Source organism: Oceanobacillus jordanicus (assembly GCF_022095695.1).
GTDB classification, from domain to species: domain Bacteria; phylum Bacillota; class Bacilli; order Bacillales; family Amphibacillaceae; genus Oceanobacillus_B; species Oceanobacillus_B jordanicus.
Map to the genome: position 1 here is coordinate 139,474 of NZ_JAIFZM010000009.1, position 21,537 is coordinate 161,010.

The 21,537-nt window shown below is 39.8% G+C and carries 18 protein-coding genes; 8 read left to right on the forward strand and 10 right to left on the reverse strand.

The window, feature by feature from the left end:
- The first annotated feature begins 17 nt into the window (after positions 1-17).
- Positions 18-482, forward strand: a complete 465-nt coding sequence (ribH, locus tag K3T81_RS12100; RefSeq protein WP_238020326.1) for a 6,7-dimethyl-8-ribityllumazine synthase — start codon at positions 18-20, stop codon at positions 480-482.
- A gap of 135 nt (positions 483-617) precedes the next feature.
- On the opposite strand, the gene K3T81_RS12105 is transcribed toward ribH, so the two are convergent.
- The 4 genes from K3T81_RS12105 to K3T81_RS12120 are packed head-to-tail and all read right to left on the reverse strand — an operon-like array spanning position 618 to position 3,921.
- Complete coding sequence (locus K3T81_RS12105) at positions 618-1,556, reverse strand: sensor histidine kinase (protein ID WP_238020327.1); 939 nt, start codon at positions 1,554-1,556, stop codon at positions 618-620.
- Complete coding sequence (locus tag K3T81_RS12110; RefSeq protein WP_238020328.1) at positions 1,546-2,220, reverse strand: response regulator transcription factor; 675 nt, start codon at positions 2,218-2,220, stop codon at positions 1,546-1,548. The genes K3T81_RS12105 and K3T81_RS12110 overlap by 11 nt, the downstream gene beginning before the upstream one ends.
- Positions 2,221-2,231: 11 nt before the next feature.
- Positions 2,232-3,011 (reverse strand): ABC transporter permease, encoded by a 780-nt coding sequence (locus K3T81_RS12115; protein WP_106895935.1) that lies wholly within the window; start codon positions 3,009-3,011, stop codon positions 2,232-2,234.
- A complete protein-coding gene (locus K3T81_RS12120) occupies positions 3,004-3,921 on the reverse strand; it encodes an ATP-binding cassette domain-containing protein (protein ID WP_199848524.1) in 918 nt (305 codons plus the stop codon). The genes K3T81_RS12115 and K3T81_RS12120 overlap by 8 nt, the downstream gene beginning before the upstream one ends.
- A gap of 828 nt (positions 3,922-4,749) precedes the next feature.
- On the opposite strand from K3T81_RS12120, the gene K3T81_RS12125 reads away from it, so the two are divergent.
- The 3 genes from K3T81_RS12125 (at position 4,750) to K3T81_RS12135 (ending at position 8,363) form a co-directional block, all read left to right on the forward strand.
- Positions 4,750-6,630, forward strand: a complete 1,881-nt coding sequence (locus K3T81_RS12125; protein ID WP_238020329.1) for an ABC-F family ATP-binding cassette domain-containing protein — start codon at positions 4,750-4,752, stop codon at positions 6,628-6,630.
- A gap of 511 nt (positions 6,631-7,141) precedes the next feature.
- Entirely contained in the window at positions 7,142-7,714 is a 573-nt protein-coding gene (locus tag K3T81_RS12130; protein ID WP_238020330.1) for a hypothetical protein, read from the forward strand.
- Positions 7,715-7,793: 79 nt separating this feature from the next.
- Entirely contained in the window at positions 7,794-8,363 is a 570-nt protein-coding gene (locus K3T81_RS12135; RefSeq protein ID WP_238020331.1) for a hypothetical protein, read from the forward strand.
- Between the two features lie 42 nt (positions 8,364-8,405).
- On the opposite strand, the gene K3T81_RS12140 is transcribed toward K3T81_RS12135, so the two are convergent.
- Positions 8,406-10,124 carry a DNA-binding protein gene (locus K3T81_RS12140; protein ID WP_238020332.1) on the reverse strand — a complete coding sequence of 573 codons (1,719 nt, stop codon included), beginning with the start codon at positions 10,122-10,124 and terminating at the stop codon, positions 8,406-8,408.
- 143 nt (positions 10,125-10,267) lie between these two features.
- Here K3T81_RS12140 and K3T81_RS12145 point away from each other — a divergent pair, with 143 nt between their 5' ends.
- Both K3T81_RS12145 and K3T81_RS12150 read left to right on the forward strand, forming a co-directional pair.
- Positions 10,268-11,320, forward strand: a complete 1,053-nt coding sequence (locus tag K3T81_RS12145; protein ID WP_238020333.1) for a C45 family autoproteolytic acyltransferase/hydrolase — start codon at positions 10,268-10,270, stop codon at positions 11,318-11,320.
- A 184-nt stretch (positions 11,321-11,504) separates the two neighbouring features.
- On the forward strand, positions 11,505-12,176 hold the full coding sequence (locus K3T81_RS12150; protein WP_238020334.1) for a hypothetical protein: 672 nt from the start codon (positions 11,505-11,507) through the stop codon (positions 12,174-12,176).
- 223 nt (positions 12,177-12,399) lie between these two features.
- On the opposite strand, the gene K3T81_RS12155 is transcribed toward K3T81_RS12150, so the two are convergent.
- The 5 genes from K3T81_RS12155 to kynU all read right to left on the reverse strand — a co-directional run bounded on the left by K3T81_RS12155 (position 12,400) and on the right by kynU (position 18,223).
- Positions 12,400-13,749 carry a CoA-disulfide reductase gene (locus K3T81_RS12155; protein WP_238020335.1) on the reverse strand — a complete coding sequence of 450 codons (1,350 nt, stop codon included), beginning with the start codon at positions 13,747-13,749 and terminating at the stop codon, positions 12,400-12,402.
- A gap of 15 nt (positions 13,750-13,764) precedes the next feature.
- Positions 13,765-15,108, reverse strand: a complete 1,344-nt coding sequence (locus K3T81_RS12160; RefSeq protein ID WP_106895943.1) for a sodium-dependent transporter — start codon at positions 15,106-15,108, stop codon at positions 13,765-13,767.
- A 351-nt stretch (positions 15,109-15,459) separates the two neighbouring features.
- On the reverse strand, positions 15,460-16,308 hold the full coding sequence (kynA, locus tag K3T81_RS12165; RefSeq protein ID WP_238020336.1) for a tryptophan 2,3-dioxygenase: 849 nt from the start codon (positions 16,306-16,308) through the stop codon (positions 15,460-15,462).
- A complete protein-coding gene (kynB, locus tag K3T81_RS12170; RefSeq protein ID WP_238020337.1) occupies positions 16,308-16,952 on the reverse strand; it encodes an arylformamidase in 645 nt (214 codons plus the stop codon). The genes kynA and kynB overlap by 1 nt, the downstream gene beginning before the upstream one ends.
- Entirely contained in the window at positions 16,952-18,223 is a 1,272-nt protein-coding gene (gene kynU, locus K3T81_RS12175) for a kynureninase (RefSeq protein ID WP_238020338.1), read from the reverse strand. The genes kynB and kynU overlap by 1 nt, the downstream gene beginning before the upstream one ends.
- 362 nt (positions 18,224-18,585) lie before the next feature.
- On the opposite strand from kynU, the gene K3T81_RS12180 reads away from it, so the two are divergent.
- Together K3T81_RS12180 and K3T81_RS12185 are read left to right on the forward strand one after the other, a co-directional pair.
- Positions 18,586-20,076: an aldehyde dehydrogenase family protein gene (locus K3T81_RS12180; RefSeq protein WP_238020339.1), complete on the forward strand. Its 1,491-nt coding sequence runs from the start codon at positions 18,586-18,588 to the stop codon at positions 20,074-20,076.
- A gap of 26 nt (positions 20,077-20,102) precedes the next feature.
- A complete protein-coding gene (locus K3T81_RS12185; RefSeq protein WP_238020340.1) occupies positions 20,103-21,251 on the forward strand; it encodes a saccharopine dehydrogenase family protein in 1,149 nt (382 codons plus the stop codon).
- Positions 21,252-21,537 lie beyond the last annotated feature (286 nt).

Below are 21,537 nucleotides of genomic sequence, written 5' to 3' on the forward strand. Positions count from 1 at the left end.
GGAGAGGGGATAATAAAATGGGAAACGTATTTGCAGGGAATTTAGTTGGTACTGACATGAAAATAGGAATAGTGGTTGGAAGGTTTAATGACTTTATCACAAGTAAATTATTAGAAGGTGCAAAGGATACATTAATGAGGCATGGTGTGCCTGAAGAAAATATAGATGTGGCTTGGGTTCCAGGAGCATTTGAAATTCCACTTGCTGCAATGAAGATGGCAAAAAAGGAACAATATGATGCTGTGATTACATTGGGGACGGTCATTCGTGGTTCCACTCCTCATTTTGATTATGTGTGTAATGAAGCAGCTAAAGGTGTGGGGCAAGCTGCAATGCAAACAGAAAAACCCGTCATCTTTGGCGTATTGACAACAGAAACAATTGAACAGGCAATTGAACGTGCTGGAACGAAAGCAGGAAATAAAGGTGCAGAGGCAGCAACAGCTGCTATTGAAATGGTAAGTTTACTGAAACAATTTTAATTAAACGTGAGGAAAGGTCGGGCAGTGTCCCGGCCTTTTTTAAATACAGATAAAGAGAGAGTTATTGTTTTTAAAAGCATTTAGTATTTTTATACCAAAATGCGGCTTGTTTCCTAATGTCATATTCAGTATTAATTAGGTTGGAATTCTATTAATGGGGAGATGGATTTTAAGAATAAACCAGTCATCATTAAGCTCTGCATCGATATTTCCATTCATTTTTTCCACTAATTTTTTAGAAAGATAAAGACCTAATCCACTTGATTCGGTGTTCGTTCTACTGGTAATTTCTGTGTAGAATCGCATAAATACTTTTTCTATGGCGACTTTACTATCTGTTTTAATGTCATTTCGAATTGTGAGTATTAGATGGTTTTCTTTCATGTTATAGTCGATAATCGTTTTGCTTTTAGCGTAACGTAGGATGTTTTGGATAACATTTTGGATAACACGAATAAGCATTATTCTGTCAGCTATGATTTTTTGTTCATATATTTCTTCTGGAAATTGAACTTCAATTTGTTTTTTCTCCAATTGATCGTAAAAGTCTAAGAAAGTTTCTTCTACTAGCTTGGAGAGAGAAAAAGTAGATAATGCTATTTCTTTTTGATTCGTTTCAATACGTGCTAAGTCATAAAAGTGATCGGTCATTTCCATAAGTCGCGTGATGGAGTGTTCAATAATCTTGAGGTAGCTCGCCCTGTTAACTTGATCTGTAGACGTATGCAGGAGTTGAACATAGCCTTTAATGGACGTAAGTGGTGTCCGTAAATCATGAGACAGACCAGCGATGGATAACTTCACATTCTCCTCCATTTGTATTGCTTGGCGATTTTTTTCTTCATATTCATCAATCATATGATTCAATTCATCAACTAAATCTAGCAATGTCTTCTCACGAAAATCTAGAAATAACCTGCTTCCAAAACTGGAATCAACTGAAATTTCCCTAACTCTCTGTATTAATTGCCTTTGTTCTCTCCTTAAAAAGATAATATAAAGAAGAAGCGATAATGCCAGGAAAACAAATATCCATCCCCACATACCAATCACTTCTCCTTTCTTAGTTAACAAATTTGAAGCCTATGCCCCATACTGTTTTAATATAGTTTGTGCCATCTATGTTAAGCTTATTTCGTAAATTGCTAATATGCATGTTAATCGTTTTATCGCTGTCAAAATAGGGTTCATTCCAAACATTTTCATAAATATTGGCACGACTGAATACCTTTTGTGGATTCTCGAGAAATAGGAGGAGAATAGCATATTCCCGGCCAGTAAGATGTAGTGTTTGATCATTTATCCTCACTTCACGTGTCTCTAAATTCACATTAATATTTTTGTAATGAATTTCTTTCGTATTGGTAATAGAAGGCTTTGTTGCATGCCGGAATTGAATGTTAATCCGCGCAAGCAGTTCTTTAATATCAAAAGGTTTTATGATGTAATCATCTGCCCCATTTGTCAAAAGTTCCAATTTAGAATTTTGATCATTCTTTGCTGAAACTACAATGACAGAGGTAGTTGAATTACGCCGGATGTCTTGAAGAAATTCTTTCCCATTCATTCCAGGAAGCATCAAATCTAAAAGAACTACATCAACTTGATTTTGTTCAAATAGCAATTTTCCCTCTGTCCCTGAGTACGCACTAAGTGTTTTAAAATCATGTAAAACTAACGTATCTTTGATAAGTGAATGAATTGCATTATCGTCTTCAATGATTAATATCGTAGCCATATCTATTCGACCTACTTTATATCTGTTCTATTAAAATGAAGGATTCCTAACGTTGATGATAGCACAATGGTGATAAGACTGACTAATATCATTTCAGGGTATTTTGCGATATCAGCTAGGTTTGCAAAATCTGAATAGTTCAAGTAAGTTTCCGTAAACCAGAACGTGACATATTTAAAATGCTCGGTTTGTAGGAAAATTTCAGGTAAAAAAGCTGTCGCCATTGTATATAGAAAACTCCAAATAAGCGAGATGCTGCTATTTTTAGTTAGAAAGCTAATCATCACATAAATTGATACGTTCGCCAAAATTAATAAATAAAGCGTGCTAAAAGTCTTAATAGCATAACCGAAGTAATCGTTAATCTCTGCAACTTCACCAAAGCCAAATACTAATGAAAAGAGTATAATACCACTTGCCGTCAATATAATTACACCAATGAAAGAGATTAAGGCAGTTATCACTAGCTTTGACAAATAATAGAGAGTACGACCACGACCTAATGATAGCGCATTTCGAATGGTTCCATTTTGAAATTCTTCCCCAATAAAGAAACTAATAAAAGCACTGAAGACAAGTAAAATTGTAAACCCGTTTTTTTCCATCATCAGAATACCAGTAGCTCCATTGATGACTGTATCCTTTACTTGGACGAGTTCCTTCCCGTTATCCACTTCTAATATACTGTTGACGGCTTGCATAATCGGGAGTAAGAGTAAGATACCTAGGACGATCCATAACTTTTTACTTCTATGCAATTTAAATTTTTCCGCCGTTAAAAGATTAAGCATTTGGTGTTCCTCCCGTTAATTGCAAGAAATATTCTTCAAGTTTTTGTCTGGTAGTACCAATTCTCAAAATATCCACGTTTGCTAAAACTAATGAACGGTTGATTTTTGCAACATCATCTAAGTGTTCATAAATGTTGATTCCCGTCCCACTGATTACTTCATAATCACGAATCCCCAATTCATCGAGTACAATGACTGCGCTTTGAACATCCATTGTTTCTAATTCAATGTATTGCCGGGTTTTACTCGCTAACTCTTCTTTAGAAAGTTCACTAATCAGTTTTCCATCATGTAAAATACCGTAATGGGTGGCAACCTGTGAAAGTTCATCTAGCAAATGACTAGATAGTAAGACGGTTATACCACGTTCTGTCACCAATCGTTGGATGATTTCACGCATATTCACAATTCCTGATGGGTCAAGCCCGTTTGTCGGTTCATCTAAAATTAGAAACTCAGGGTTTGTAATAAGTGTGGAGGCTATCGCTAAACGTTGTCGCATTCCTAAAGAGAAGTTCTTAGCTTTCTTCTTACCTGTATTTTCCAAGTTCATTAAACGAAGTAAATCATCAATCTCTCGCTCACTTACGCCTCCGTTAGCGGCTTGTACCTTTAAGTTCTCTTGGGCTGTTAATTCTGGATAAAGTGCCGGTGTTTCAATGGATTGGCCCATTTTTCTTCGTGCCAGCTGCAATCCTTTTTTGTCAGTTTTTCCAAACAGTTCAATGTCGCCTTCGTTGACTTTAATTAACCCCATAACTGTGCGCATGAATGTCGATTTTCCCGCGCCATTTTTTCCGATCAATCCATATATCATACCTCGTTTAATTTCAATCGATACTTTATCGAGTGCTTTGTTTTCGCCGTATATCTTCGTGATATTCGTAGCTTTAAAAATTGTTTCCGACATACCTATCATCCTTTCTTTGCTGACTAACTTAATAATAAGCGGCAGGCATAAATAATTAGACAAGAAAAGTATAAAAAAAGTGTAAAGAGTGTACGATCAATTAAATAGTGCAGTCAATCAACCGCAGGAGCGATCCAATCGATTACATGTCGTTTTTAATCAACCGTAAGAGCGATCCAATCGATCACATGTCGTTTTTAATCAACCATAAGAGCGATCCAATCAACCAAATGACGTGACGAATCAACCACAAAAGCAATTTAATCAACCAAATGACCGCCCCAATCAACCAAAGCCACCTTTAGCGAACAGCAGCCTCCACCATTCATAGTCTCCCAATAGATGGTGAATTAAAGCCATAACGTTGGTTAATTTCACATGACCGCAAATCTCTGTTGTTTCAATCAGCCAGTCTATGCTTCTCTTAATGGAAAAAAGCTTCTCAGTAAGATAAACTGGTTGGTAGGGAAATTTATTCTGGTGTAACCGACTGTAAGACTCCTCCTTCAAAACATGAATTGAAACAGTGGTGTTTAAGTGGGAGTAAACGGATACTAATACCCTGATTCGTTCCACTAATAGTCAGTGAGGGGAGAACGACACTGGTTGAAGTTTCACTTTATAATTCGGAGGCGATTAACATAAAATTACTAGGAATACAGCTTGTCATGATAGCGGTTATATGGGTAGGTATGGCCTTCTTTTATTCCGAAATGACGCCTGTGAGCAAAGGAATATTTTATTTGGTAACATCATGGTTATTACTTTTGTTGGTACTGGTTACAAAGGATTGGCTAAAAGCTAGAAAAAGATGAGGATGAGTTAACAATGCTAACATTAGAAAATTTACATAAATCCTTCGGGGACAAAATATTATTCGATTCCGTTACAAGCACCATTACAGATCGGGAAAGAATTGGGCTGATTGGAGTAAATGGAACGGGGAAATCCACCTTTTTGAAAACAATTGCTGGGCTGGAAGCACCGGAAAAGGGCACCATCAAACACCCAAAAGATTATCGGATTGAATACTTAGCCCAAGATCCACCACTTAATCCTGAACTGAATGTAATGGAACAAATCTATTACGGAGATTCTGTGATTATGCAGGTAATGCGTAACTATGAGCAGGCATTGTTGAAACTGCAAGAGGAACCGGAAAGCAATGAAGCGCAAAGCAGATTAATAAAGATGCAACAAAAAATGGACGAAGCAGAGGCATGGGAAGCTAACACAGCTGCAAAGTCTGTTTTGACAAAGCTTGGAATTACCGATTTTGATAAACAAGTAACAGAACTATCGGGCGGCCAGAAGAAACGAGTAGCTATTGCCAAGGCGCTGATTCAGCCTGCAGACCTCTTGATTTTAGATGAACCGACAAACCATCTTGATAATGAGACAGTAGAGTGGTTGGAGAAATATTTGCAGACATACAAAGGATCCTTGCTGCTCGTTACGCATGATAGGTATTTTTTAAATCGGGTCACCAATCGAATTTATGAGTTAGATAAAGGTAATTTGTATGTGTATGAAGGAAACTATGAAATATTTCTTGAGAAAAAAGCGGAACGTGAAGCGCTTGAGGCAAGCAATGAAGCGAAGCATCAGAATACTTTAAAACGTGAACTAGCATGGTTAAGACGTGGAGCAAAGGCAAGATCTACAAAGCAAAAGGCTCGAATAGGGCGCGTTGAAGAAATGAAGGAAGAAACATTTGATACGAAGAAAGAGCAAGTTGATTTTAAAGTAGGGTCAACCAGGCTAGGAAAGAAAGTGTTGGAGCTACAGGAAATCAGCAAATCATTTGGAGAAAAAAGGTTAATCAATGAATTTAGCCGCTTGATTGTGCCAGGTGAGCGGTTAGGTATTATTGGCCCTAATGGCACGGGAAAATCAACGCTGTTAAATATTATGGCAGGTCGAATCAAGCCAGATGGCGGTCAGGTAGAAGTTGGAGAAACGGTCAACATCGGGTACTATACACAAGGTGATGAAGAGCTTGATGGATCACAACGCATTATTGATTATATTAAGGAAGTTGCAGAAGTAATTCACACGAGTGATGGTGACGTTATTACAGCTGAACAAATGCTTGAGCGTTTTCTATTTTCCCGCTCCGCACAGTGGACGTATATCCGCAAGCTATCTGGTGGGGAAAGACGTCGTCTATACCTTTTAAAGGTTTTAATGCAAGAACCAAATGTCCTCTTCCTTGATGAGCCGACAAATGACTTGGATACTCAGACGCTGGGAGTGCTGGAGGAATATTTGGATCAGTTCCCTGGTGTCGTAGTTACAGTATCGCATGATCGCTATTTTCTAGATCGTGTAGTAGATCGTTTAATCGTGTTTAAAGGAAACGGTGCGGTAGGTGAGTACTATGGAAATTATAGTGAATACCTTGAACAGGCTCAGGCTGAACAAAGCGTCACAACACCACCAAAGGCAATAAAAGAAAAGCCAAAGCAAAAAAAGAAAAAGCTATCCTATAATGAACAACGAGAATGGAATACCATTGAAGAGGAAATTATGGAGCTAGAGAGTCGGATAGACGAACTAAAAGCAGGGATTGTAGATGCTGGTAGTGATTCTGAAAAAGTTCAAAAGCTCTTCCAGGAACAAGAAAAAGCAGAAGTAGCACTCGAACAGAAGATGGAGCGTTGGGAAGAACTTTCACTCATGGTGGAAGAATTTGAAAATAATAAGTAAGTTAGAGGCCTCCCAGGATTTTGGGAGGCTATTTTATTAAGATTATGGTTAATTAAATGATCAGCCACTGAGGTAGGAAGCAAACATCGGCTGTGAAGGAGTGAGTATCGGCTTTGAGGCAGTGGATATCGGATTTGAGTTAAGAAGTATCGGCTTTGGAGCAGTGGATATCGGATTTGAGGTAAGGAACATCACCCGAGAGCAGAAGAGCATCGCCCGAGAGCAGAAGACATCGCCCGAGAGCAGAAGAGCATCGCCCGAGAGCAGAAGAGCATCGCCCGAGAGCAGGTGACCATCACCCGAGAGCAGAAGAGCATCACCCGAGAGCAGAAGAGTATCGCCCGAGAGCAGAAGACTATCGGCTCCGTGGCTAAAAGTATCGCCCGAGAAACTGAAACATCATTCACAAGCTACGATTTATCCAAGCGAGCACTTCTTATTTGTGCTATATGCATGCTTTTCTCCATATTGCCTAAACTAAGCCCACTATATAAACATGGGTGGGCTGATAATGAGCGAAGACCAGCCTTATAATAAAATACTCGAGGTAAAAGAAGAGCTACATAATTTACAACACACCTACTGGGAAATGACTACCAGTTTCGATACATGGCGTTTTTGGTTTCTGCTAGGAAGCATGATTATTGCACTAATCATTTTGTATTTTACTGTGGATAGAAAAAGACTCTTTGAACTTACTTTTTTCGGTTTTACCATACATGTACTTTGGGCAAATACAGATCAGATTTTAACATCACTCAATTATTTCAGCTATCCTCATAGTTTTACTTATTTAATGACTACAGGATTTACCTCAACCACGGTGGTATTCCCAGTAGTATTTATGCTTGTATATCAATATTGTCTTAAGAAAGGGAAAAACTTTTTTCTCTATACTATCGTACTAAATCTGTTATTTGCTTTTGGTATGGGACCGTTGTATGTATACCTCGGATTCCTAGAAATGAACAAAGGTATGAATTATGGGTTTCTTTATCTAATCGACCTTGTAGTTGTTTTTATTGCTTTTGCTTTCACGAAATTTTTTAAGATGATGAAACAGGATTGGAAGGCGAAGCAATGAGGAGAGACGATTTTTATCGGCATAGTTTCTTTTATTGGGTATAAACTAAACTTATTATTATAAATAGGTGGTTTTAGAAATGAGTGAAGAACAACTATACAAGAAGATATATGATGTGAAGGAACAGTTAGCAAAGTTACACAGAGACTTTTGGAATGATTACTCAGACTTTGAGACATGGTATTTTTGGTTTAACCTTCTGTCGATTTTCTTGCCATTACTAATTCTCTACTTAATACTTGATCGTAAACGAATCTTTGAAATTTCATTTTACGGGTTTACAGCGCATATTCTCTGGGCCAATCTAGATAATATCTTAGCTTCCCAAAATTATTTGCTGCACCCTCACAGTCTATCCTATTTACTTCCAGTAGGCTTTTCCGTTACTACGGTTATATTTCCGGTCGTCTTCATGCTGGTTTACCAATATTGTACAAAACATAACAAAAATATCGTGATCTATTTTATTGGGGCATCTGTCGTCTTTGGTTTTGGGTTCGGAGGGTTTTCTGTTTTGGTAGGATTGTTGGAAATGCATAAAGGAATGAATCTGTTCTATCTGTTTCTTATTGATATTGTAATTGCCTTCCTCGCGTATGGTTTTACTAAGTTATTTATCATGATTAAGCATGATAAGAGAGCAGATTAAAAAGCAAAAGCAGGCTATAATTTCTACAGCCTGCTCTTTTTATTATTCTGTTAGACCTTCTATCTCAATGCTTTCTACAATACCGGTGCCGTTATCACGAATATTTGCTTCAAATGAAACATTATCACCAGGTTGCATGAAAATGGCGAGTGGGGATTTCCCTGAACTAACATTATAAATAGTGTTATCATCTTTAATTAAAAATTGTACTACTTGCCCGTTGTTTTGATTGCTTACAAGTACTCTTTCTACTTCCCCGCCCCGTTCTTCCAAAGCAGATTCTCCTGTAGAGGAAACATTGCTTGGATCTTGGGCGAGCGCAAGGCGATATGCTTCCAGTGTTTGTCGAGCTGTGTCACCAAACACCACAAAGTCAGAATCGGAAGCCTTGATATAGGCATAGTGCTTGAATAAACCGTTTGGATCCAGAACATTTACAACCCACGTTGGATCCCCATCAATGTTGTATAGTACAGGCATTGATCCGGTCCAATTCTTCTCTGGGAATTCTTTGTTTACAATTTCTTTTGCTCCTTTACTGTCCATAATTCCATTGTTTTTATCACCATTGTAGTAGGTGAGCTCTCCTGTACGAGCATTAATTAAGGTGTAACCTAAAGCGGAATCAATATTCTCTTTTGGTGAGGACATGTCAGTAAAGTAATGCATTTCTCCATTCTCATCAAAAATCGGTGTGACATTACTTTCGGTTCCAGAGCCGTTGGGTATTTTAACATCTCGTTTACCAAAAATGGAGTTTAACCAGCCATGTACATACTTACCAAAGTACTCGTTTTCATCTGAAGCCATTTCAGAGCTGACAGAGCCATCTATAAAATCAGGCGCCTCATTTGTCTTGTATAAAGTGACATCACTTGTTACCGGGTCGACAATGGCAACATTTAGTTTCTCTACATTTGGTTTGTTTGTAAGGCCGATTGGTTTATAAAGCGTTTGGACATACCATGGTTTTCCATCTTCGTCCACTTCTAACTGTGGTTCCCCACTTTGAATATAGTTAGGGTATGCACCGTAAATAGTACGCTTTACATTATGATTAAAAAAGCTTGAATTCGTGTATTTCATTTTACTCTCTACAAACTGTGGTTGTGCGTTAACATCTGTCGCGGAAATGGTGAAATACCCTTCTGTTTCTTTGCCTCGGAAGTAACGCCAAAAGTCGGTAAACTCGACAGGAGCAACAAACACAATATCATCGTTGACTTTTTGCACTTGCAGTTTCCCTAAGTCGTAGAATTGCGTATTTGGAACAACACTCATTGCTTTTTGTACCTTGTTTCTGGCAAATTCAGGGGATACGACAATCGGTGTAGCGTCCTTATCCAATGGTTTTGCTTCTGGTATTTCTTCTTTAGGGATAGACTCATAAGAATCATCCAATCCAAAAATACCTAGTACAAAGAAAGTAGGTATAGCTAGGATTGCTAGTAGAACAATCACCCCAGAGACAGTGTCCAACTGCTTGCTAGACTTTGTAAATGGCTGACTTGTCGTTAAAGCGTAGAGTCCAGCCATACCTGCAATTCCGATAACGATGTTAGATATAGTCATATTTGGAATGGTCATCGGCAGCATAATAACGTATATTGCAATCGCTCCAATAATAAATAGCACGATAAAAATTAGCAGAACTGCTTTTAATGTGGTCTTGCGATGTTTTTTATTGTTGATAACAAAAAACAGTGAAATAATTAGATACAATATAAATGAGAGTATCGTGGTGCTTAAAATACCTGTCATGATTTCAACTCCTATGTGTTTTCTCTATACGGCATGTAATACGTTGGGAATCTAAAAAAGTTTCATTCCGAGACAATTTCGTTTGAAAACATAAAGTTGTATATTAGACTGAGTTCAATACAGATGAAAAAAGAGGGAAATAAATGAAACAGATATATAGCGATATTATTCAGTTTCGCGGAAGCCATTATGATTTCGGCTATGAGCAGGGGCTAGAATTAAAGGACTCGCACACATTGCAAAACAGAAAAAAACAGTGGAAAATTCGCCGGCCACGTTTCACCATTTCGGTGGAAGAAGTAAAACAGGTGATAATGCCGTTTGCACCTGCTATCTGGGAAGAACTTCGTGGATTACAGGATGCACTGGAATGGAAAATGGAGGATGTATTACAGGAGTTTGGTGGATACCGCTTGGAATATATGAAAAGTGGTTGCTCCATTTTTACTGGGTCTGACTACATGGTAAGGAATTATGATTATCATCCTAAAACTTATGAAGGAAGATATACGATATTCCAACCGACTGACCAAGGCTATGCAGTTATCGGTCCGTCTCAGCGGATTACCGGACGAATGGACGGAATGAACGAAAAAGGCCTCGCGATGGGCTATAACTTTATGCATCGTAAAAAGCCAGGCGACGGTTTTATTTGTAATATGATAGGTAGAATTCTCTTAGAAACCTGTGCTGATGTGGATGAAGCTATTTCCTTATTAAAAGAAATACCACACCGCCATTCCTTCAGTTATGTATTATTAGATAAAAGTGGAGAAACGTACGTGGTAGAGGCGACACCAAGAGCAGTAGAAGTACGTCAATCAAATATATGTACAAATCACTTTGAAATCCAGAAGGACGAAAATCGCCATCATTTAGATGATTCGTATAAACGTTATGCATCTATCGAAAGTCAAAAAGAAAATGTCCTAGATCCTTATAAAGCTTTTCGCATGTTAAATGATACAGACAAAGGTGTATTTTCAACAAAGTATAAGCAATGGGCAGGAACTATTCATACATCCGTTTATTTCCCTCAGGCCGGGAAGGTATGGTTCGCGCTAGGTGGTGACCGGGAGCCTATGATATTTAACTTCCAAAAGTGGCTACAAGGGGAGAGGATCCAAGCAAAACGGATACTGGGACAAGTGGACACAGAATTGCCGTTCGTTCATATGGAGAAAAACGTTCGTTAACCTTGTATGAAGGGCAACAAAACGTAGGGGATGTTAAAAGTGACGATCTACCGCTTGTATTGAATAACTTACAAAAAAGATGTTTAATTTGTGCAACTTTAAGGAAACATAATTTAAGACTTTATTTTTGTGAAAATGCAGTTATAATAGACTCAGAATGCATTACTATGTAGGAGGTTGCGGAATGAAGTTATTTCAGGTTAGAAAGGGACAGTTCGTATTCTATAATAACGAGCTACATAAAGTATATACGGTAAAACCTATGTTTAAGAAGTCTGTCCATTTATATCGTCTAAAGGATATGAAACAAATCTTGACGAAAGCAAGTGAGATTACGCTATACAGACCACAGCATAATGATACCTTTATCTTTTATGGAAAACGTTATACTGTAGATAAAGATCGTAAGCCAGAGCCAGGTGATTATATTTTAATTACCAAGCCTGCACCAGACTTCCTTGATCACTATTCATTGAACGAGATTGAAAAAGTGGACAGTGTTGAAGATGGTAACGTTGTTACAACAAGAGATAATGGCGTAAAGCATAGTGAATATGTTGTTATGGTTCCTGGAAGAGCAGAAGCAAGCCAGGAAATTGCTTATTACGATAAGAATCTTGTACCGGAAGCACAACAGCTTGAGGATGAGTCAATTAGCTATCTTGCTGAAAGTGATAACTCGCTTAACCCGGTAGTCGGTGACATTTATATTGATGTTAGAAATAGCACAAAGGCAATGATTGTGGCAATGACAGAAGATGAAGTCGTATTTGGCCATGGTGTACGTGTTCATGTTGCAGAGCTGCTTGATGAAAACAACTATACACTTGTCTATCGTTTTGAAGAAGACTTATAAAGTGAAACTTCAATCAGTGGAGGATTTCATTTTTCCCCCACTGATTGTTAGTTGAACGAATCGGGGTGTTAGCGTCCGTTTACTCCCACTTAAGCATTAGGGTTTCACTTCATGTTTTGAAGGGGGAGTCTTACGGACGGTTGCACCGGGATAAAATTCGTAAAAGAAGAAACCGCATGAATGTAGGCATTTTCGCCTTCACTTCATGCGGTTCTTTTTCTATTTATGTTATAAGCGATGCCGCTTTATATCCTAAAATGTTTAGCGGATCCTTAGAGTTAGAAAATGGTGGTGCATAGCCTATTTCAAGCTCTTGTAAATCATAGACAGTCAGTTTTCCTTTAATAGCTGTTGCAAGGACCGCCAATCGCTTATCAGCTCCTGCGTACCCTACAACCTGTCCGCTGTAAATTAAACCGGTCTCTGCCTCAAATAATATTTTAATCCATAACCTATCTGACCCCGGGTAATAGCCTACATTTGAACTCGCCTGCAATATAGCCTCTTTAAACGTATAACCTTCCTGCTTTAATGTCGTGCTCGTATGACCTGTTGATCCAACGGTAAGGTCGAACACCTTTAAAATCCCCGTGCCCATAGTTCCTTGATATGGAATTTTCTTGTTTGTTAAGTGGCTGGCAATAATAAATGCTTGCCGATGTGCTGGCCAGGCTAGTGCAACGTTTTGTTCTACTCCTGTGATGCTATCAGGTGTTTCGACGACATCTCCTAGTGCATAAATGTCTGGATCTGATGTTTGCATAAATTGGTTAACAGCGATTGCTCCCGTGTTACCGATTTTTAAACCAGAATGAACTGCAAGCTGTGTGTTTGGTCGCACACCAACGGATAAGATAGTCATGTCTGCATCCACCGTTTTACCACTAGCTAGATGTAGTTTTTTGCCCTCATTAGAAAAAGAGGAAAGCCCATCATGGAGTTTCAGAGAAACATCTTTTTCAGTTAAATGGTCAGCAACATGGTCTGCCATGTCTTTATCTACTAATTTTGCTACCTGTTCCCCTCGGTCAATGAGCGTACAGTGAAGCCCCCTAGCTTTCAGGTTTTCCACCATTTCCAAACCGATAAATCCAGCACCGATAACTGCCGCTGTGGCTGGTTGGTGTTTTTCAATGAATTGATCAATAGCATCCATATCGGGAATGGTATGCAAAGTAAATGTCCGTGCTTTAGCCATGCCATCAATTTGAGGACATAAAGCGTAGGCACCAGGAGAGAGAATAAGCTTATCGTATGACAAAGTCTCCTCTTGCGTGGCACTGTCTTGCTTTTGGAACGTAATCTGCTTTTGCTCACGGAGGACACGCGTTACTTCTGTTTCTGTATGCACGTGAAGGTTGAAGTTCTCTTCAAACTCCTCGGCTGGATAAAGAATGTCCTCCCGGCTTTCAAGTACGCCACCAAGGTAATAAGGCATTCCACAGTTAGAAAAGGATACATAGCCTCCTTTTTCGAAGAGATGGATTTCGGCTTCTTTGTCGGTCCTTCTTATTTGTGCAGCTACTGTCGCGCCACCACCTACTCCTCCGACAATTACTATTTTTTTCTTCAACGTCATTCCTCCTGATTAAATTATTCCAAAAGAATTTAAGACGACAATGATGATCGTCAAAGGAACGAGCCAACGAATTAGCTGGAACCACAATTGGTACATACCTGATGGTAAATTGTTTCCATAGAAGAACTCATTCCTGACTAGATTCTTATCCATCTTAAAACTAATAAATAATGCTATGAAGAGACAGCCACCCGGCAACATAATATTACTTACAAGAAAGTCTGATGCGTCAAAGATAGTTAAACCAAATAGTTTAAACTCTGACAGATTACTTGATGACAAAGCTGCAGGGATACCAGCAATAAAAATAAATACACCAGCAATAGAAGCAACCTTTTTTCGTGAACGCTGTTTCTTCTCGGTGAAAGCAGAAGTTATTATTTCCAACATACTAAAGGATGATGTCAGTACCGCAAATAAAAATAGTAGCAAAAACAGACTCAAGAATACCTCACCAAAAGGCATTTGGGAAAATGCTTCAGGAAGCACGATAAATAATAATCCCGGTCCTTCAGATGGCTCAAGTCCAAAAGCGAACACTACTGGAAAAATCGCTAGTCCAGCCAACAGAGATACGAAAATATTCATAATGGATACCATTCCTGCTGACATTGGGAGACTAACATCCTTTTTTAAATAGGAACTGTATGTAACCATGACAGATATCCCTACAGCAAGGGAGAAAAAGGATTGCCCAAGTGCATAAAGAATGCTACTTGCAGTTAGTTCGGAAAAGTCTGGTTGCAAAAAGAAGGTGATTCCTTCCATTGCACCTTCAAACGTTAGTGCACGAATTACTAAGATAATAAAGAAAACGAAAAGAAGTGGCATTAATACTTTACTTGATTTCTCTATTCCATTTTTAATACCAAAGGATATGACAATAACATTGATCAGGAGGAAAAGTGCCAGTCCGAGTATTGTTAGAAAAGGACTGCCAGTTATCGTTCCAAACAGGGCTGCATAGTCTGCATTTTCTTTTATAATCATTCCTGGTATGGACATCAAGCTATAAAGAAGTACCCAGCCACCAACCACACTGTAGAAGGATAAAAGCAGGAAAGCACCAGCAACGCCCCATTTACCTATGAACGACCATCCTGAGCGTGGTGCAAGTGTCTTGTAGGCCGAGACAGCTTCTTTTTGTGCCCCACGGCCAATCACAAACTCAGCAATTAGGATAGGGAGCCCGATTATAATGGTAAAAGCGATAAAGACGAGGAAAAAAGCTCCTCCTCCGTTCATTCCGGTCATGTAAGGAAATTTCCAGATGGCACCAAGACCGACTGCTGCACCTGTTGAAGATAAAATGAATCCAAGTTTTGTAGACCATTGTTCTGTTTTGTTACCCATCGTACGCCTCTCTTTCAAACATCTAAGTTGTAAAATTTTTAAGTTAAGGATATATAATATGTTGGACTAATGCTGTTCAATTACGGGAAAGCCACGTCTAGCTTCAGCGCCCGAAAATAGCGAGATTTCCCTTATCATATCGGGCGCCTGCACATTTGCTCAGTATATCAGTTGCTGTGTTTATTTAACAATTAAAGAAGTTGTTCAAAAAGTCCAGTAAAAATGACACATCGAATTTCATCGTTGGCTTGCTTTTCCGTTCCTCACGTATTAATTGCATACGTTCCAGTACTCAAAGCTACGCCGCCTCGAACTTCTCGGTCCTTTTTATCCTCCTTTTTGAACATGCAATTAAAGTTTTGTTCGAATGGACCATAGTTCTGGGAAGAAATAATGATCCAAGACTTTCTTCAAATACCCGACACCAGAAGAGCCACCTGTACCAGTCTTATGCCCAATAATCCGCTCTACTGTCTTCATATGTCTGAAGCGCCATTGCTGAAACCAATCTTCAATATCAACGAGTTTTTCTGCTAGCTGGTAAAGCTCCCAATTATTATCGACATCTTGATAGACAGCCAACCATGCTGCTTCCACGGAATCATCTTTTTCATATGTTTCGGAAAAATCTCGGTTAAGTATTTCAGGATTAATGTCAAAGCCAGCTCGAGATAGGGCTTGAATGGATACATCATAAAGGCCTGGTGCATGGTAGGCTTTTTCCATTATAGTATGCACTTTAGGATCTTTTTCATATATTTTTAAAATGAAAGGTGTTTTATAGCCGAGCACAAATTCTACAAGCCGATATTGGTAAGATTGGAAGCCGGATGCATTTCCCAATTGATCGCGAAACTCCATATACTCAGCTGGGGTAAGGGTTGAAAGAACATCCCATGCTTGAATAATTTGTGCCTGCGTTCTGGAAACACGTGATAGCATCTTAAAAGAAGCTTGTAATTCACCCTTCTGTATCGCTGCAATCGCAGCCTGTGTTTCATGGATAATTAATTTAAGCCAAAGCTCGCTCACTTGGTGAATTACAATAAAAAGCATTTCATCATGGTGATCGGACAGCCGCTTTTGACTATCTAGTAGGGTGTCGAGTTGTAAATAATCACCATATGTCATTTTTTCCTTAAAATCGGTGTGAATGCCTTTTTCTGATTTAAATGTATCGTTCGTCTGGTTGTCCTTCATTATCTGTTTCGCTCCTCTGTAGCTAATGGTTTGATGACAGCTCTTACTGGACTGCCGTCTGCACCATGGATGGCTAGTGGCAATGAGATCAGTTCATATATACCAGCTTCAACGTGATCTAGCATGATATTTTCTAAAATGTTAATCTCATGGTTGTATAAAGCATGGTGTGTAGCAAGCTCCTTACTGTCCGTCTGATCAACTGAAGGGATATCGACACCCAGCAAGGTAACGCCCTTTTCCTGCAAATAGGCTGCTACATCCGGCGCAATAGTGGGCATGTTATCAGGGAATTTTTTAGGATTGTTAGGAAGGGACGTTTTCAGTAAAACTCTTGTCTTGCCCTTTAAATCCACCTTCTTCAACACTTCACTATTTATTTCATCGTGTTCACTCACGTCTACAACAACTGCTTCTCCGATGTAGCGCTCCAAATCAAGCATGTCGATGGTCTTTCCTTTTGAGTCATAATGAAATGGAGCATCAACATGGGTACCGGTATGCAAACTAGCTGCCATTTGGCCGATATTGACAGAACCAGTCTCTTCCTTGGAATAGGTTAAGCTATAACGAAAAGGTGTATCACCAGGCCAGTGTGCCATATCATTGGTAAGAGGTTGCGAAATATCAATCCAGTTTGCCATTATGCAATCACTCCTCGTTTGTTCTCATAGTCTTTATAGGTTTTCTCATTCATAATTTTCTTGAGGCGGGAAACCATTTCCCATACCTCCTCAAAAGTGTTATAAAGTGCCACAGGAGCAAGACGAATACCATTTGGGTTACGAAAATCTGGTATTACGCCATCAGCTTTTAGTGCTTTACATATTCGGGCTGCTTCTGGGTGAATTAAAAACACATGACCACCACGTGTCGTTTCATCCTCAGGGTTGGCAATTGTGAACTCGTAAGAAGATAGTTCAGATTTAATGAGGTCCATCAAGTATCCGGTTAATCGGAGTGACTTATCTCTTATTCTGTCTATCCCTGCTTCTTGAAACATTTCCAGTGAACCGATCAACGGAGCGATACTTAGTACATGTGGTGTTCCAATTTGATAGGCGCCTGCAGTGTCGGCTGGTGATAGTGTATGCTCCATATCAAACTGCTTATCTTTTGCAGAGCTGAACCATCCTGCAAGTCCTGGTCTTTTTCCGAAATGCCTTCTATTTACGTAGAGACCACCAACACTTCCTGGGCCGCCGTTTAGATGTTTATATGTACACCAGAATGCAAAATCAACACCCCATTCAGATAGATGGTGCGGAATAGAACCAATGGAATGACAGAGGTCAAAACCAATCATAATGCCACGCTGATGTGCCTCTTTGGTTAAGGTCTGAATATCAAGGAGCTGCCCGCTTCTGTACAGAACACTTGGCAAAATAATTAAGGAAATGTCTTCAGTCATCGCTGCTACTATGTCTGTTGTTTCCAATGTGTTCCCATTTTTGCTTTTCACTTGAACGAGATGTTCCTCGGGATCCAACCCTTTCAACTCCAACTGGCTTTTAATGGCATAAATATCAGAAGGAAAATTCAATTCATCTGCCAGGATCTTCGTCCGCTTTCCTTCTGGATTGAAAAAGGTAGCAGCCAATTGATGAAGGTTGGTGGTAGTCGATCCTGTCACGATCACCTCATCTGCCTCCGCACCAATTAGTGGAGCTGAAAGCTTTCCTAATTTCTCTGATACGTAATACCAAGGATGAGTTCCTTCCGTCCATCCATCAATAGCATGTTCTTTCCAAGAAGCCATGAGTGCTAAAACGCTTTGCTCCGCTCGCTTTGATAAAAGACCAAGTGAATTTCCGTCAAAATAAATCGTGTCATTTCCTAAATAGAACTCTTTGCGAAAACTTTTTAATTCATCCTGTTGGTCTAACTCTTTAGCATACGATTTTTCTGTGTTCAATCAGACCGCCTCTTCCTGTAAAAGTATTGTGTCTACTATTCTAACAAAAGCCATCACTATATTTCATGATTTTTTTAAACATTACGCATAAATCGTTTTAGCCTTATTGGATATTTGTTGCCTCAAGGCATTACGGCCAAGGTTTTTGGCCATTTGAACGGTTAGATCTCATTATGGATTACCAAATAATGGACTGTTGAAGGAAATACGTCATATGAAAGTTTTTTATAAATAAAATATATAGTAGCAGACAAAAAGGCTAGCGGCATCTGGAAAAAAAGGTACACGCTTTTATGTGGTTCGATCGTGTTCCTCCAAAGACTATCATTGCTGTTCGAAATTGTTATAGGGAGTGTTGCTGAATGGTAAAGCTGGAAGCGGAGAAATTACGTAATTTTATTAATGGTGAATGGCAGGATGTTGCTCGCACAACAGCTGTTTTAAATCCTGCTACTGGAGAAGAAATTGTCCAAGTGCCGTTATCATCTGGGGAGCAGGTAGATAAAGCAGTATTCGCAGCAAAGAATGCCCAAAAGGAGTGGGCCCTTGTACCGGCACCGCAACGCGCAGAGGTATTGTACCGTGTTGGTTATTTAATGAAAGAGAGAAAAGAGCGACTTTCACAGCTTTTAACAAGCGAAAATGGAAAAGTAATTGAAGAAGCACGCGGTGAGGTACAAGAAGGAATTGACATGGCGTTCTACATGGCTGGTGAGGGAAGAAGGCTATTTGGCCAGACAACTCCTGCAGAGCTGAAGGATAAGTTTGCGATGAGCCAACGTGTGCCGGTCGGTGTAATTGGGATCATTACGCCATGGAATTTCCCAATCGCTATTGCTACATGGAAGTCATTCCCAGCAATCGTTTCAGGAAATGCCGTGGTCTGGAAGCCAGCGACAGAAACGCCAATCATGGCCTTTGAACTAGCCAAAATTTTTGAAGAGGCGGGTCTGCCAAAGGGTGTACTTAATGTCGTATTTGGTTCAGGGAATGAGGTAGGCAATGCACTCGTTAATCATGAAAAAGTACAGGTGATTTCCTTTACAGGATCTAACGATGTCGGAAGAGAGATTGCTGCTGCTTGTGGCCGGCAATTAAAAAAGGTATCGCTTGAAATGGGTGGGAAAAACGCAGTTATCGTAATGGATGATGCAGATATTGACCTGGCAGTAGAGGGAATATTATGGAGTGCATTTGGAACGAGTGGGCAGCGGTGTACCGCGTGCAGCAGGGTGATCATCCATGAGAAAGTAAAAGCCACTTTAGAAACTCGCTTGCTTGCGAAGATGGAAGAGCTAACTATTGGGAATGGGCTAGATGAAACAATAAAAGTTGGGCCGATTATTAATGATAGGGGAATTGCAAAAATAGAAGAATATATTCAAATCGGAAAAAAAGAAGGAGCCAAATTACTCGCAGGTGGGCATGCATTAACAGAAGGAGCCAAACAAGATGGTAACTATTTTGCCCCTACCTTGTTTACTGATGTTTCTTCAACTATGCGGATTGCGCAAGAGGAGATATTTGGACCGGTCGTTTCCTTAATTCCTGTTAAGAGTTTTGAAGAGGCAGTTGAGGTTAACAATAGTGTTTCCTTTGGTCTTTCAAGTTCGATATTTACAAATGATGTGAACCGAGTTTTTCGAGCTCAGCGCGATCTTGATACAGGAATTGTATATGTAAATGCTGGTACAACTGGAGCGGAAATCCACCTGCCTTTTGGTGGAACGAAGGGGACAGGGAACGGACATCGCGATTCAGGAGTTCAGGCACTCGATGTTTTTACAGAATGGAAAGCGATCTACGTAGATTATAGCGGGAAACTCCAGCGGGCACAGATCGATATCGACTAAAGAACAATTCCAAAAGGAGTGATGGTATGAAGATAGGAGTTCTAGGAGCAGGGTTGATGGGGAAAGAAGCCGCTCGTGATCTTGCAGTAAGTGACGGTGTCAGCAAAGTTGGCCTAGCAGATATTAATCTATCACTGGCCCAGGAAGCGTGTAATCAGATTGCCTCAACCAAGTTAAACGCGTTTCGGGTGGATGCTAGTGACGAGGATGATCTAGCTGCATACATGAGCCAATATGATGTCGTGATCAATGCGCTATTTTACTCTTTTAATGAAAAGGTAGCCAAAACGGCAATCAAAGTTGGGGTAAATGCTGTTGATCTAGGTGGGCATATTGGAAATATGACAAACGCAGTCTTGGCATTGAGGGAGGAGGCAGTGGCTGCTGGTGTGACGATTATCCCGGATCTTGGGGTTGCACCAGGCATGATCAATATTCTATCTGGCTATGGTGCTAGCAAACTTGATAAGCTAAATACAATAAAACTGTACGTGGGTGGGATTCCAGTGAAACCTGATCCTCCCCTCGAATATAATCATGTTTTTTCCATGGAAGGTGTTTTCGATCACTATACAGACCCATCTCTCATCATTCGTAATGGACTAAAGCAAGAGATTCCTTCATTAACAGAAGTTGAAAACATTTATTTTGACCGATTTGGTCCATTGGAAGCTTTTCATACATCTGGTGGGACATCGACCCTATCCTTGACCTATCCACACCTAAACACATTGGAATACAAAACCATTCGCTATCCAGGGCATGCAGAAAAATTTAAATTGCTGGTAGATTTAAATCTAACGAAAAAAGATTATAAGGTAGACGTTCGGGGAAACGAGATTAACCCAAGAGACGTTCTACTAAAAGTTTTGGAGCCTATCGTAGAACTAGGTAATAAAGAAGATGCCGTCCTGTTAAGAGTGATTGTTTCAGGTGAAAAAGCTGGGAAAAAGACGATCTATCATTACGAAATGGCAACTTTTAAAAAGAAAAATGTTACCGCAATGGCCAGAGCTACTGCAAATACAATCTCCGTAGTTGCGCAAATGATTGGCAATAAAACAATAACCAAGCCTGGCGTATATCCACCCGAACAGATTGTGCCAGGAAAGAAATACATGCAAGAAATGAAAAAACGTGGCGTGGTGATTACGGAAAACGAGAACAACGGCTAATCTAATAACCTACTAAAGACGATCTTGGGCTATGCGAGGCGGGTGCGATCGCCTGAGCGCGAGCCAGCATCGGCTGAGAGCGTGGGAGTATCGCCCGATCGCGTGGTGGCATCGGCTGAGAAGGTAGAAGTATCGTCCGAGAGCGTGGCCACATCGGCTGTGAAAGCGCAAGTATCGCCTGAGAAAACGCAAGCATCGCCTGAGAGCAAGTCCGCATCGCTCGTGAAAGTGGAATTATCGCCCGAGCGCAACTCAATCCGGCTCAAATTCTGCCCACAATAATTTT